General features: G+C 61.7%; 11 protein-coding genes and 3 tRNA genes. 10 read left to right on the top strand and 4 right to left on the bottom strand.

Annotated elements, in window-relative coordinates; translation table 11 throughout:
* Window positions 1-25: 25 nt before the first annotated feature.
* The gene (locus tag ABZN20_RS09550) at window positions 26-658 is read right to left on the bottom strand and encodes a class II aldolase/adducin family protein (RefSeq protein WP_367027479.1); all 633 of its coding nucleotides are present in this window, start codon (window positions 656-658) and stop codon (window positions 26-28) included.
* Window positions 655-1,548: a CPBP family intramembrane glutamic endopeptidase gene (locus ABZN20_RS09545; protein WP_367027478.1), complete on the bottom strand. Its 894-nt coding sequence runs from the start codon at window positions 1,546-1,548 to the stop codon at window positions 655-657. The genes ABZN20_RS09550 and ABZN20_RS09545 overlap by 4 nt, the downstream gene beginning before the upstream one ends.
* Window positions 1,549-1,691: 143 nt before the next feature.
* On the opposite strand from ABZN20_RS09545, the gene ABZN20_RS09540 reads away from it, so the two are divergent.
* The 8 genes from ABZN20_RS09540 (at window position 1,692) to ABZN20_RS09505 (ending at window position 8,400) form a co-directional block, all read left to right on the top strand.
* Window positions 1,692-1,776, top strand: a tRNA-Leu gene (locus ABZN20_RS09540).
* A 104-nt stretch (window positions 1,777-1,880) separates the two neighbouring features.
* Window positions 1,881-3,203, top strand: a complete 1,323-nt coding sequence (gene tig / locus ABZN20_RS09535; protein WP_423246438.1) for a trigger factor — start codon at window positions 1,881-1,883, stop codon at window positions 3,201-3,203.
* Window positions 3,204-3,226: 23 nt separating this feature from the next.
* The gene (clpP, locus tag ABZN20_RS09530) at window positions 3,227-3,853 is read left to right on the top strand and encodes an ATP-dependent Clp endopeptidase proteolytic subunit ClpP (protein WP_367027477.1); all 627 of its coding nucleotides are present in this window, start codon (window positions 3,227-3,229) and stop codon (window positions 3,851-3,853) included.
* Window positions 3,854-3,948: 95 nt separating this feature from the next.
* On the top strand, window positions 3,949-5,232 hold the full coding sequence (gene clpX, locus ABZN20_RS09525; RefSeq protein WP_218807656.1) for an ATP-dependent Clp protease ATP-binding subunit ClpX: 1,284 nt from the start codon (window positions 3,949-3,951) through the stop codon (window positions 5,230-5,232).
* Between the two features lie 131 nt (window positions 5,233-5,363).
* On the top strand, window positions 5,364-7,790 hold the full coding sequence (gene lon, locus ABZN20_RS09520; RefSeq protein WP_367027476.1) for an endopeptidase La: 2,427 nt from the start codon (window positions 5,364-5,366) through the stop codon (window positions 7,788-7,790).
* 154 nt (window positions 7,791-7,944) lie between these two features.
* Window positions 7,945-8,217 (top strand): HU family DNA-binding protein, encoded by a 273-nt coding sequence (locus tag ABZN20_RS09515; protein WP_218807654.1) that lies wholly within the window; start codon window positions 7,945-7,947, stop codon window positions 8,215-8,217.
* A gap of 14 nt (window positions 8,218-8,231) precedes the next feature.
* A tRNA-Val gene (locus tag ABZN20_RS09510) sits at window positions 8,232-8,307 on the top strand.
* Between the two features lie 16 nt (window positions 8,308-8,323).
* A tRNA-Asp gene (locus tag ABZN20_RS09505) sits at window positions 8,324-8,400 on the top strand.
* 47 nt (window positions 8,401-8,447) lie between these two features.
* Here ABZN20_RS09505 and ABZN20_RS09500 read toward each other — a convergent pair.
* The gene (locus tag ABZN20_RS09500; RefSeq protein ID WP_218806107.1) at window positions 8,448-9,518 is read right to left on the bottom strand and encodes an IS630 family transposase; all 1,071 of its coding nucleotides are present in this window, start codon (window positions 9,516-9,518) and stop codon (window positions 8,448-8,450) included.
* A gap of 111 nt (window positions 9,519-9,629) precedes the next feature.
* On the opposite strand from ABZN20_RS09500, the gene ABZN20_RS09495 reads away from it, so the two are divergent.
* Window positions 9,630-11,495 (top strand): SurA N-terminal domain-containing protein, encoded by a 1,866-nt coding sequence (locus ABZN20_RS09495; protein WP_367027475.1) that lies wholly within the window; start codon window positions 9,630-9,632, stop codon window positions 11,493-11,495.
* A gap of 53 nt (window positions 11,496-11,548) precedes the next feature.
* Complete coding sequence (locus tag ABZN20_RS09490) at window positions 11,549-12,688, top strand: hypothetical protein (RefSeq protein WP_367027474.1); 1,140 nt, start codon at window positions 11,549-11,551, stop codon at window positions 12,686-12,688.
* Window positions 12,689-12,697: 9 nt separating this feature from the next.
* Here the strand turns inward: ABZN20_RS09490 and ABZN20_RS09485 are convergent, their stop codons facing one another.
* Window positions 12,698-13,108, bottom strand: coding sequence for a hypothetical protein (locus ABZN20_RS09485; protein ID WP_218807651.1), 411 nt, complete (start codon window positions 13,106-13,108; stop codon window positions 12,698-12,700).
* Window positions 13,109-13,164 lie beyond the last annotated feature (56 nt).

The raw sequence follows: 13,164 nt of genomic DNA, 5'->3' as shown, positions 1-13,164 counted from the left end.
AGGTTCTTGCCGGTTGCCCCGGTACTCAGGCGCCGTCCAGTTGCAGGGCTTCGGCGAGATAACTTATCAGAATCCGGGCGGTGGCTTCGACCGTCCGGCCGTAGGCGATGATGCCGTCGGCATGGCCCAGCATGGCGATCAGCGGTACGCCGGGCCCGGCGGCAATCGCTTCCACCGCCAGCGCCATCTCCGGCGTGCCGTACTCGATCTCCGGAGGCGTGGCCGGGAGGCCGAGCCTCCCGGCGTGGCGCCAGATTTCCGGAGAATGGGCATGCATGACGCAGTGCCAGGCCGGCTGGGCGCGGTAGACGGCGGCGTGGGTGAGGGCTTCGGAGGACGGCGGAACGGGGCCGCTTGCCTCCAACTGGTTCGCCTCCAGATTGAAGCCGTGCACCTCGCAGTAGTCGCCGGAAGTCAGATGAATGCGTCCGCCGGTTTGGGTCCCGCTGATCAGGAAGCGGATGTCGCCGCCGGGCAGCCGTAGGCTGACGTTGCCGTAGGCAAGGCCGCCGTAGCGCGCGGGATCGAGCCCGTTGAGACCCAGCATCCGGATGATGCTCCGCCAGGCGTTCAGCTCCCGGATTTGGTCCGTCGAGGGCGGGGAGGCCGGAGTGAAAATCAGCCTGTATTTGGTGACGCCTTCGCCGCCGGCCATCATCGGGCGGTGGCTCCAGAGCGGGTGGCGAACAGGAGCAGCACAGCGCAGGCGCTGATCCAGCCGGCCGACAAGTAGCCTATGATCGCGTCGTAGGAGCCGACCAGTATGCCGAACGGCCCGGCGTTGCCGTCATAGGTGAAAGACTTGCAGGTCTTGATGACGAAGACCCAGCCGGCGTGGATGCCGATGCAATAGCCGAGGCCCTGTGCAGCCCGCGCACGCACACAGCCCAGGAACACGCCGGCGCAGAGCAGCGCCAGAAAGGAGCTGAAGTCGGCTTCCGCGACGCCGTTGCCCACCGCATCGGCCAGCACCGTGAAGCCGCTGTCCCAGTTCAATTCGTTCTCGCCCAATTTCAGCCGGCTGCGGAGGAAATGCGGCAGCGCATAATAGAAGGACGTGATGGCGATGACGTAGGCGGGTCTTACGAACTTTGCCAGTATCGCGAAGGTCAAACCCCGAAACAGCAGTTCCTCGCTGGTCGCCAGCAGCAGCGCGACGCCGATGTGCTTCAGCAGCAGTATTGGAACGGAAGGGTGGCGGGCCGCCTGGACTTCGCTGAAGACGCGGATGTCGAGCGCCATGATCACGGCGACGTGGAGTCCCAGCATCAGGAGTCCCAGACCCAAGCCCAGGCCGATCTGGCGGCCGAATCGGGCGTAACCTGCGGGAAAGCCCACCGAGCGCCAGCCGATCCCCAGCCGCCGCGCCCCCAGGATGAGGCCGACGAACACCAGCAGCAAGGTGCCGCGGCTCAGGATCGTGGTGATGCCGAGCGCGCCGCCGCTGAGCCGGGCCAGGGGATAGCTGAGGGCGGCGACGAGGATCAGGGCGAGGGCGAGACAGACGAAAGGCGCAAGCGAGGCGGCAAAAACGGAACGGATGCGCATCGGGGAGGATGTGAAAATTTGTTGAAATCCCTATAATACGGCGTGATTTTTTGCCGAAACCGGCCCAATCGTCTGCCATTTCCGCGCTTCCCTGGCGCCCGTCTTGCCAGACGCCGCGAGTATAATTGAACCGTGAATTCATTGCGAATGTGGCGAAACTGGTAGACGCGCTGGATTTAGGTTCCAGTGGGGAAACCCTTGAGAGTTCGAGTCTCTCCATTCGCACCACTCTCGTTTGCCTATCCGCCATCCGCGTTTGCGCGGTGAGGCGTGTCCGGCACGTCCCTGATTGAACGCACCCAGGCCCAAGTTGAACCCGAGGTATTTTGAGTATGCAAGTGTCCGTTGAAGCCGTCTCCGAATTGAACCGGAAAATGACCGTGAACGTCCCCGAAGACAAGATTCGGGAAAAGGTCGAATCGCGCCTGAAATCCTTGACCCGCGAGGTCAGGCTGGATGGCTTCCGGCCCGGCAAGGCGCCCGCCAGCCTCGTCCGCAAGCGCTATGGCGCCCAGGTGCGGGAAGAGGTGCTGTCGGAGATGATCCAGTCCAGTTTTCATCAGGCCGTGAACGACGAAAACCTGAAACCGGCCGGCATGCCGCGGATCACCGCGACGGCCATCGGGGAAGGCGAAGGCCTCTCCTACATCGCGGACTTCGAAGTCTTGCCGGAGTTCGGACTGGCGCCTCTGGAAAACCTGCAGTGCCCCCGTTTCACCTGCGAAGTGACGGACGGCGATCTCGAAGCGATGGTCCAGCGGCTGCGGGAACAGCGCCGGATCTGGCGCGCCGCGGAGCGTCCGGCGGCCTTGAACGACCAAGTGGTGATCCATTTCGAAGGCAAGCTGGGTGAGGACAGCTTCACCAACGGCCGGGTCGAAAATTTCCGCGTCGTGCTGGGGGCGGGGCAGTTGATTCCCGGCTTCGAGGACAAACTGGTAGGGGCCGAGCGGGGAGCGAGGATGACTTTCGATCTCGAATTCCCGGCGGAATACGACAACGAGAAACTGGCCGGCAAGACCGCTTCTTTCGATGTCGATGTGGCCGAGATCAACGAGAGCGTGCTGCCGGAAGTCGATGCGGAATTCGTCCGGGCCTTCGGCGTGGATGGTGATGTCGAGGCGTTCAAGGCCGACGTCCGGGGCAACATGGAGCGCGAAATGCGGCGCGCGCTCAAGGTCCGCACCAAATCGGCCGTTCTCGACGCTTTGCTGGCGGCCAACTCCTTCACCTTGCCCGAAGTTCTCGTGGCGGATGAGCTGAACGACCTGTTGCAGCCGTATCACAAGGCGGCCGAGCAGGGGAATCCCGGCGTCGAACTGGCAACGCTGAAGGAGCGCTACACCCCTCTGGCGAAGCGGCGCGTGGCCCTGGGTCTGATCCTGAGCAAGCTGATCGACGACAACAAGCTCAGCGTGGATCGCAAGCGGGTGCGTTCCGCCATCGAGGAGCAGGCCCAGAGCTACGAAAATCCGGAGCAGGTCGTCAATTGGTACTATTCCGACAAGAACAACCTGCGCGAAATCGAAAACCTGGTGCTGGAGGATCAAGTCGTCGACCTGATCCTGTCCAAGGCGGCGGTGACGGAGCAAAGCGTGGATTTCGCAAAGCTCATGGCGCCCGCCGGTGCCACCGAACAGCAACCCCAATCGTGAGACGGTCGATGATAATTGGCGACATGGGCCTGAAACAGGCCGAAACCGCGGCGGGCGGGCTGGTGCCCATCGTGATCGAGCAGTCGGCGCGCGGAGAGCGGGCCTTCGACATCTACTCCCGCCTGCTCAAGGAACGCGTGATTTTTCTGGTGGGGCCGGTCGAGGACTACATGGCCAATCTGGTCATGGCCCAATTGCTGTTTCTGGAGTCCGAGAATCCCGACAAGGACATCCATCTCTACATCAACTCCCCGGGCGGCGCGGTGACGGCGGGTCTGGCCATCTATGACACCATGCAGTTCATCAAGCCCGACGTCAGCACCCTTTGCGTCGGCCAGGCCGCCAGCATGGGCGCGCTGCTGCTGGCCGGCGGGGCCTCCGGCAAACGCTACTGCCTGCCGCATTCGCGGATGATGATCCACCAGCCGCTGGGCGGATTCCAAGGGCAGGCTTCCGACATCGACATCCATGCGCGGGAGATACTGGCGGTCCGTGACCGCCTCAACAAGATTCTCGCCCATCACACCGGCCAGCCCATCGAGAAGATCCAGATCGATACCGATCGCGACAACTTCATGGGCGGAGACGATGCGGTGAGTTACGGCTTGATCGACAAGGTGTTGACCCACCGGGCCGTGACAGCGGCGTGAATGTCGGATAGATTTGGGCCCTAAGAGGGTACCGGCCGCGGCCGCGGGTCCGTCCAGAGGGCGGACTCCACTGCGGAAAACGAAGAGGTAAAGCGATGAGCGAGGATAAACACGGCAAAGACAGCGGCGGCAAGCTCCTGTATTGCTCATTCTGCGGGAAAAGCCAGCACGAGGTCCGCAAGCTGATAGCGGGGCCGGCGGTGTTTGTCTGCGACGAATGCGTCGAGCTGTGCAACGACATCATCCGCGAGGAATTGCAGGAGAACGCCTCCAGCGGCGCCGACAAGCTGCCCAAACCGAAAGAGATCAAGAACGTACTGGACGAGTACGTGATCGGCCAGGAGAAGGCCAAGCGTATTCTTTCGGTCGCCGTCTACAACCATTACAAGCGGCTGCGCGCCCAGACCCACGGCAAGAAGAACGAAGTCGAGCTGGCCAAGAGCAACATCCTGCTGATCGGGCCGACCGGTTCGGGCAAGACGCTCTTGGCGGAAACGCTCGCGCGCCTGCTCGACGTGCCCTTCACCATCGCCGACGCGACCACGCTGACCGAGGCGGGCTATGTGGGCGAGGACGTGGAGAACATCATCCAGAAAATCCTGCAGAAGTGCGACTACGACGTCGAAAAGGCGGAGCAGGGGATCGTCTACATCGACGAGATCGACAAGATTTCCCGCAAGGCGGACAACCCCTCGATCACCCGCGACGTCTCCGGCGAAGGCGTGCAGCAGGCATTGCTCAAGTTGATCGAAGGGACCGTGGCTTCCGTGCCGCCGCAGGGCGGGCGCAAGCATCCGCAGCAGGAGTTCCTGCAGGTCAACACCGCCAACATCCTGTTCATCTGCGGCGGCGCTTTCGCGGGTTTGGAGAAGATCATCCGCTCGCGCTCCGAGCAGGGCGGCATCGGTTTCGCGGCGGACGTCAAGAGCAAGGACGACAGCCGCAACGTAGGCGAGGTGCTCGCCGACGTCGAGGCGGAGGATCTGATCCGCTATGGTCTGATTCCGGAATTCGTCGGGCGCCTGCCGGTGGTGGCAACGCTGGAGGAACTGGACGAGCCGGCCCTGGTGCGCATCCTGACCGAGCCGAAGAACGCCCTGGTCAAGCAGTACCGGCGGCTGTTCGAAATGGAGTCCTGCGAACTGGAAATCCGCGAGGACGCGCTGGGCGCCATCGCCCGCAAGGCCATGGCGCGCAAGACCGGAGCGCGGGGACTGCGGACCATACTCGAGCATACGCTGCTGGACACGATGTACGAGCTGCCTTCCTCGGACCGGATTTCCAAGGTGGTGGTCGACGAAAAAGTCATCAATGGCGAAAGCGAACCCCTGATGATTTACGACAACAGCCTGGAAAAGCAGGCGGCGGCAGCGGATTGATCTGCCGCGGGATACCGCTTCCTGCTTTTCCTCTCCGGCGTGCGCGCATTTTGTCATGAACGATGCTTGCAATTTGCGCGCCGCGCCCTCAACTCACTTATGTGGCTTAAGACAATCGAGAGGGTGCTTCGATGGAAAATTCAGGCGTCGAACATGATTTGAGCGGCGAACGGTGGGTCCCGGTACTGCCTTTGCGCGACGTGGTGGTTTATCCCCACATGGTCATCCCCTTGTTCGTCGGGCGCGAAAAATCGATTTTCGCGCTGGACAGTGCGATGCGGGACGGCAAACAGGTCTTGCTGCTGGCGCAGAAAGACGCGGAAGTCGACGATCCCGGCTTCGAGGATCTCTACCGGGTGGGCACGCTCTCCAACATCCTGCAATTGCTGAAATTGCCGGACGGCACCGTGAAGGTGCTGGTGGAAGGGGCTCAACGCTGCCGGGTGGAGGACATCCGCCTGGCGGACAAGCACTACAGCGCCAGCGTTTCCGAGATCCGGGAGGTTCCCGGCATCGAGGAGCGGGAGCTGGATGTCCTGATGCGCACCGCGACCAATACCTTCGACCAGTACGTCAAGCTGAACAAGCGCATCCCTCCAGAAGTTCTCAACTCGCTCTCGGGGATCGACGATCCGGCGCGGCTGGCGGACACCATCGCCGCCCACATGACGGTCAAGATCGAGGACAAACAGGCGATCCTGGAGAACAGCGCAATCTCGGCCCGGCTGGAGAAGCTGATCACGCTGATGGAAGGCGAGGTCGACATGCTGGAGATGGAACGGCGTGTGCGCGGCCGCGTCAAGCAGCAGATGGAGAAGAACCAGCGCGAGTACTATCTGAACGAGCAGATGAAAGCCATTCAGAAGGAGTTGGGCGAGATGGAGGAAGTGCCCAATGAATTCGAGGAGCTGGGCCGGAAGATCGAAAAGGCCGGCATGCCCCAGGCGGCCCGGGCCAAGGCGGAAACCGAACTCAACAAGCTGAAGCTGATGTCTCCGATGTCCGCCGAGGCCACGGTGGTCCGCAACTACATCGACTGGATCGTGAACCTGCCGTGGAAGAAGCGCACCAAGGTGAGTCACGACCTGCAGCAGGCCGAGGAAATCCTCGAAGCCGAGCACTACGGGCTCGAGAAGGTCAAGGAGCGCATCCTGGAATATCTGGCGGTGCAGCAGCGCGTCAAGAAGATCAAGGGGCCGATACTTTGCCTGGTGGGGCCGCCCGGCGTAGGCAAGACTTCCCTGGGGCAATCCATCGCCCGCGCGACCAATCGCAAATATGTCCGCATGGCCTTGGGCGGCGTCCGTGACGAGGCGGAGATCCGCGGCCATCGGCGAACCTACATCGGTTCGATGCCGGGCAAGATCCTGCAGAATCTGTCCAAGGTGAAGACGCGGAATCCGATGTTCATGCTGGACGAAATCGACAAGATGGCCATGGACTTCCGCGGCGATCCGGCGTCCGCCCTGCTCGAGGTGCTGGATCCGGAACAGAACCACACCTTCGCCGACCATTATCTGGAAGTGGACTTCGATCTGTCCGAAGTCATGTTCGTGGCCACGGCGAATACGCTCAACATTCCGCCCGCGCTGCTGGACCGCATGGAGATCATCCGCCTCCCCGGTTATACCGAGGATGAGAAGGTCAACATCGCGATGCGCTATCTGGTGCCCAAGCAGATGAAGAACTGCGGGCTGAAGGACACCGAGGTTCACATCAGCGAGACGGCCGTCCGCGACATCATCCGGCACTACACCCACGAGGCCGGGGTTCGCAGCCTGGAGCGGGAAATCGCCAAGATCTGCCGGAAGGTGGTCAAGAATCTGCTGCTCAAGCCCAGCCACAAGAAGGTGTCGGTCACTCCGCGCAACCTGGACGACTACCTCGGCGTGCAGCGTTTCCGTTTCGGTCGTGCCGAAGAAAGCGACCAGATCGGCCAGGTCACGGGGTTGGCCTGGACCGAAGTGGGCGGGGAACTGCTGACGATCGAAGCGGTAGTCATGCCGGGTACCGGCAAGCAGACCTACACCGGCAAGCTCGGCGAAGTCATGCAGGAGTCGATTCAGACGGCGGTGACCGTAGTCCGCAGCCGCGCCGAAGCGCTGGGTATCGATCCCTCGTTCTACCAGAAGCACGATGTCCATATTCACGTGCCCGAAGGCGCGACACCCAAGGACGGACCGAGCGCGGGCATCGGCATGTGCACCGCCCTCGTTTCGTCCCTCACGGGCATCCCGGTGCGCTCGGACGTCGCCATGACCGGCGAGATCACTTTGCGCGGTGAGGTGCTGCCCATCGGCGGACTGAAGGAAAAGCTGCTGGCGGCACATCGAGGCGGTATCACGACGGTCCTGATTCCCAAGGAAAATGAAAAGGATTTGGCCGATATCCCCCGGAACATCAAACAGGACCTGGATGTCCGGACGGTGCGGTGGATTGACGAAGTGCTGGCCGTAGCCTTGCAACGCTTGCCGGAACCGTCCGAACGGGTGGTTCCCCCCGCCGAGGAGTGCGCTCCGAAAACGGTGGGAGCGGCCGGTGGCCTGACCGCGCATTGAAGGGCCGGATGGCGAGGAATTCCGGGGCTTGCGCGCCTTGACACGACTTTTTTTGCGCTGCTAAAGTGCGGCAGCTAGGGGGACGCCAGTTCCACTGGATTCACGGCCCGGCTTTTCGATGCAGCGGTACAGTCAACTCAAATAGGGGAAAGAAATGAATAAAGCGGAACTGATTGAAGCTATCGCCGATTCGGCCAATCTCACGAAGGCCGATGCGAGTCGCGCTCTGGATGCCGTGATCGACGCAATCACCGGTGCGTTGAAGAACGGCGATACGGTCTCGCTGGTCGGGTTCGGCTCGTTCGCGGTCAAGGAACGCGCGGAGCGCCAGGGGCGCAATCCGCAGACGGGCGGTAGCATCACCATCAAGGCTGCGAAAATTCCGTCGTTCAAGTGTGGCAAAGCGCTCAAAGATGCTGTAAACTAATTCTTCTTCACTTGGGGTGCTTAGCTCAGCTGGGAGAGCATCGCCCTTACAAGGCGAGGGTCGTAGGTTCGATCCCTACAGCACCCACCAAGAGAATCAGATTATTGGAGCGGTAGTTCAGTTGGTCAGAATACCGGCCTGTCACGCCGGGGGTCGCGGGTTCGAGCCCCGTCCGCTCCGCCATATCGAAACCCCAGGCATCCGCCGGGGTTTTTTTTTGGCTCTAGTGTTTAATTGCGTAAATTAGCGATAGTATTGCGCAGCTGGGAGCCTTTGACTTCCCGCTTGCGCCAGACGAATGGGGCGGCCTTGTCGTTGTAGGCGGCGATGAAATCGTTGATCGCCTGCGCCAGTTGGTCGATGCTGTTGAAACTGGCCCCACGTAAGGCCTTGCGGGTCATGATGCCAAACCAGATTTCCACTTGGTTCAACCAACTGGCTGAAGTGGGCGTGAAGTGAAAGTGCACGTTGGGATGGGCGGCCAACCAGTCATCGTTCTTCTTGTGAGTGCAATAGTTGTCGAGAATCACATGAATTTCCCGATCAGCCGGAACATCGGCGACCACCTCATCGAGAAAGGCCTGAAAGTCAGGACGCTTCTTGGTCGTGGTGGTTTTGGACTGAATGGTACCGGTCGCCACATTCAAGGCCGCAAAAAGATTGATCGTGCCATGGCGCTTATAGGTGCTTTTCAATCCACGAACCAGCTTGCCGCTGCTGGTAAAGACGAAACCGCTGGCCCTTTCCAGCGCCTGAATGGAAGGCTTTTCATCAACGGAAATGACCAACGCATTTTGCGGCGGATTCAGGTACAGCCCGATAATGTCGGCCGACTTGATGGCAAACTGAGGGTCCGTGCTGACGCACCACGAGCGATGCCGCTGGAGTTGGATGCCTTCTTTGCGCAACAGACGCCAGACGGCATCATCGGAAACCCCCAAGGCTTTCGACAACGACCCGCCATCCCACGTCGCCTGTCCGGCCGGCGGCGGCTGTTCAATCTGCGCAAGCAATCGATTGCGCAACTCGGACGGCGGGTACCGCGGAGGCTTGCCCGGTCTTTTTCGATCACGCAGTCCTTTCAACCCTTCAGCCGCAAAGCGCCTGCGCCAGACACCGACCGTGCCGGGCCGGATACCGAGTTCAGCAGCAATTTCGTCATTGCGCTTGCCCGCCAGACAGCCCATGACAATCTTGGCGCGTTCGACCAGACGAGCCTCCTCGGTGCGGCTATTGCTCAAACGCTCCAACTCACGCCGGTCTTGGTCCGTACAACTCACCGATATGGCAACTCGCGCCATCCTTCCCTCCGTTCCTGTGGGTAACGGAGACATGATATTACAGTCGCTTAATAATGCAATTAGACACTAGTTTGTCGTATCAATCAACGATAGTCATTCCGGTACCGATATATGCTGCAGGCCATTCGTGATAAAGCGCAGGGTATTTTTGCCTGGGCGATGTTGATTCTGGTGGGTATTCCTTTCGCCTTTTGGGGAATCAACAACTATTTCGATTCGGGCAAGGAGGCACCCGTAGCGGTCGTCGGCGACCGGGATTTCTTCGAACGCGATCTGGTCCAGGCCTACCAGCAGGATCTGGCCAATCTGGTCGGTCTCGGGGACGTCGACGAAAAGCAGTTGAAACGGCAGGCACTCGAGCGCCTGGTGCGCGATGAGCTGATTTCGCAGGCCGCGGCAGGCGAGGGGCTGGCCGTCCCCGATTCCGCGGTGCGTGCTTTCATCCAGACGCTGCCGTATTTCCAGACCGACGGCAAATTCGACAGGGACAAGTACGACGTCATGCTTTCGGCGCAAGGGATGAATTCGCCGGTTTTCGCCGAGCAGGTCAAGCGCGCCCTCTTGATGGAGCAGTTTCAGCGGGGCATTACCGATACCGCTTTTGCCACCAAGCAGCAGGTGATCGCCTTTTTCCGCCTGAAGAACCAGGAGCGTGAAATCGAGTTTGCGACGGTGCCGCTGGCGAAGGCCGATGAAGACGTGACCGAGTCGTCGATCGACGAGTATTACCGTTCGCACCAGGACGAATTCCAGTCCCCCGAAACCGTTACCGTAAGTTACCTCTCGCTGAGCCTCGACGACGTGGCGAAAGAGGTGCAGCCTACCGAGGAGGACCTCAGGAATTTCTACGAGGAACAAAAGGCCGGTTTCACCACGGAAGAGCGGCGGAAAGTGAGCCATATCCTCGTCACCGCGGATTTGGCCAAGCCCGAAGAGGAGGCCGCCGCGCTGGCGAAGATCAATCAGATCCGGGACCGTCTGCTCAAGGGGGAGGATTTCGCCAAGGTTGCGAAGGAAACCTCCGACGATCGGGTTTCGGCCGAGAAGGGCGGCGACCTCGGCGTGGTCACCAAGGGAGCCATGGAGCCGAACTTCGAGAAAGCGGCATTGGCGCTGTCCCAGGGCGCGGTTTCCGAACCGGTCAGGACGTCCTTCGGATATCACTTGATCACGGTGACGGAGTTGGTGCCCGCTACGACCAAGCCGTACGACCAGGTGAAGGATGAAGTGGCCGCAGGCTTTCGCAGAAATGCGGCGGAGAACCGGTTCTACGATCTGGGGCAGAAACTCACCGAATCCGCATTCGAGCACCCCGACACGCTGGAGCCGGCGGCTCAGGCGCTGGGATTGAAGGTCGAGGAGAGCGGGCCGTTCACCCGCGAGGACGGAGAGGGAATTTTTGCGGAGGAGGGAGTGCGCAAGGCGGCTTTCAGCGAGGAGGTGCTGGGTGGCAAGAACAGCGATGTCGTCGAAATCGGGGCGGACAAGGTCGTCGTGCTCAGGCTGAAGGAGCATCGTCCGGCCGAAGCCAAGCCTCTCGCCGAAGTGCGCGGCCGGATCGTCACCCAACTGCGTGATCAGGCGGCCAGGCAGAAGACTCAGGGCATCGCGGATGCGGCGCTCGAAGAGATTGGCGCGGGCAAGACCCTGGGGGAAGTGGCGAAGGCCCACAACTGGAAAGTCACCGGACCGCTCACGGTCGAGCGCGATGCCTCCGAGGTGGCGGCTGCCGTCGTGAATGCCGCGTTCGGGACGAGGGAGTCGAACCGCCCGATCCTGGTGGCGCTCGAAAACGGCGACCAGGCAATCCTCCGCATCGCGGCGATCAAGGAAGGGGAGGCGTCTCCAGAGGCCGACAAGGACATGGAGACCGTGCGCCAGTCTTTGGCACGGAGCGCCGGCCAGAAGGGATTCGCCGCGTTCGTGGCGGAGATGCGCAGGAGCGCGGACGTCTATATCAAGCCCGACCAGGACTGATCCGTTTCATGGACGCCGGCGCGGGATGAAGTGATCGGCAGCAGGGAGGCCGGATGGATTTCGAGGTTCTGCTGGTCGTTGGCATCGATGCGGTCGGCATCGCCCGGTTTCCGCGTCTTCTGCACGATGCCGGCTGCCGGGTGACGCTGTTGGCGCCGCCGGGACTGGCGGTGGCGCGTTCGCGTTACGTCGCCAGCCACGTCGCGACGGCGGCCGAGCCGGAAACGCAGGCCGGCCGGCTCGAGGCGTTGCTGGCCGAGCGGAATTTCCACCACATCATCATCGGCGACGAACCGACCCTCACGGTCATTGCCCGGCATCGTGGCGAGGCATGGCTGGACGGCTGGTTTCCGGTCGACCACCACAGCGATGCCGTCGAGGTGATCCTGTCGAAACCGGCCTTCCAGCAGGCGGCGGGCGCAGCGGGATTGACCATTCCGAAATCCGAAATCTGCACCGGTTTTGCCGAAGTCGAGGCCGCGGTGCGGGCCATGGGCTATCCCGTCATGCTCAAGAGTCCGCACGGTTGCAGTGGGTCGGGCGTCCGCAAACTGGTGGGTGAGGCCGAACTGAAAGCGGCCTTCGAACTGCTGGATGAAGGCAGTGGCGTGATGCTCGTCCAGCAGTTTGTGGACGGCCGGGTCGGTTCCTCCGACGTGCTGTTCGACCGCGGCGTGCCGGCGTGCTGGCAGTCCTGGTATTCCCGGCTGTGCTGGCCGACGCCGCTGGCGTCTTCCTGCGCCCGTGAGGCGATGTTCCACCGCGATATCGGGCCGATGCTCGCCGGCGTGGGGGCCCTGAGCGGATTCCACGGTTTCGCCGGGGTGGACTGGATGCACGATGCGGAACGGGACCGCGTGTATCTGATCGAATTCAACCCCAGGCCCACGCCGACCTACCACCTCGACGCGCATTCAGGGGTCAGCTTCGCGGGCAGCTTCCGCGCCATGCTCGAAGGCACGCGCGGAGATGGGTGCCGGGCGCCGTCGGCGGCGTGCGGGTCGGTGATCCACCTGTTCCCGCAGAGCCTTTACCGCGCCGTCGGCGAACGCGACCTCGACAGCCTATGGCGGTGCTGGAGCGATGCGCCCTGGAGCGATCCCCTACTGATCGCCGCCTATCTGCGCCGGGTTTTCACCCATTTTCTGCCGATGCGTTGGCGGCAGGCCGTGAAGCGCCTCCTGTTGAGATGAGCCATCCCGTCAACGGGTGGCGACGAAGGCGAGAATGAGGCCGGCCACCACGTTGCCGACGATGCTCACGACCAGTTCCCGGGTGAAGAATGCCCCCGGTCTCATCTTGCCGATGCGGGGATTCTTGTGCTTGGCCGAGATTTCTATGCTTCCCGTCGAGAGGTTTTCGACGGTCGCCCGTACCAGCTCCACCACATAGGCTTCGGTGTGGATGGCCGGATGATACTTGACGAGCAGAGTCCCGGTCGTGATGTTGGGCTCGGCGTGGTAAATGCCCTTTCCAGCCGCGTCCCTGAGGATCGACTGCTTGAGGATTTCGGCGTAGGTCTGCCGGTACCTGATGAGCGGCACCCGGAAGCGAATCCGGTTGGGAACCTTGTCGTGGACGATGGAAACGAGTTCTGCCGTCGGCTGCGTCATGGAAAGGGTCCGGTATTGAAATCGAAATGCGTCGGGGATGTCCGGCGGTCACCCGC

The sequence above is a fragment of the Methylococcus sp. ANG genome (genome assembly GCF_040730495.1).
Taxonomy (GTDB): domain Bacteria; phylum Pseudomonadota; class Gammaproteobacteria; order Methylococcales; family Methylococcaceae; genus Methylococcus.
The sequence above is the reverse complement of the archived record's forward strand: the minus strand, read 5'-3'. Positions and strand labels throughout refer to the sequence as shown.

What these genes read in the sequence shown, in the direction of transcription:
- ABZN20_RS09485 (WP_218807651.1), bottom strand. Translation starts at nt 13,108, where the DNA reads ATGACGCAGCCGACGGCAGAACTCGTTTCCATCGTCCACGACAAGGTT.
- clpP (WP_367027477.1), top strand. Translation starts at nt 3,227, where the DNA reads ATGGGCCTGAAACAGGCCGAAACCGCGGCGGGCGGGCTGGTGCCCATC.
- ABZN20_RS09515 (WP_218807654.1), top strand. Translation starts at nt 7,945, where the DNA reads ATGAATAAAGCGGAACTGATTGAAGCTATCGCCGATTCGGCCAATCTC.
- ABZN20_RS09490 (WP_367027474.1), top strand. Translation starts at nt 11,549, where the DNA reads ATGGATTTCGAGGTTCTGCTGGTCGTTGGCATCGATGCGGTCGGCATC.
- ABZN20_RS09550 (WP_367027479.1), bottom strand. Translation starts at nt 658, where the DNA reads ATGATGGCCGGCGGCGAAGGCGTCACCAAATACAGGCTGATTTTCACT.
- tig (WP_423246438.1), top strand. Translation starts at nt 1,881, where the DNA reads ATGCAAGTGTCCGTTGAAGCCGTCTCCGAATTGAACCGGAAAATGACC.
- ABZN20_RS09495 (WP_367027475.1), top strand. Translation starts at nt 9,630, where the DNA reads ATGCTGCAGGCCATTCGTGATAAAGCGCAGGGTATTTTTGCCTGGGCG.
- clpX (WP_218807656.1), top strand. Translation starts at nt 3,949, where the DNA reads ATGAGCGAGGATAAACACGGCAAAGACAGCGGCGGCAAGCTCCTGTAT.
- lon (WP_367027476.1), top strand. Translation starts at nt 5,364, where the DNA reads ATGGAAAATTCAGGCGTCGAACATGATTTGAGCGGCGAACGGTGGGTC.
- ABZN20_RS09500 (WP_218806107.1), bottom strand. Translation starts at nt 9,518, where the DNA reads ATGGCGCGAGTTGCCATATCGGTGAGTTGTACGGACCAAGACCGGCGT.
- ABZN20_RS09545 (WP_367027478.1), bottom strand. Translation starts at nt 1,548, where the DNA reads ATGCGCATCCGTTCCGTTTTTGCCGCCTCGCTTGCGCCTTTCGTCTGT.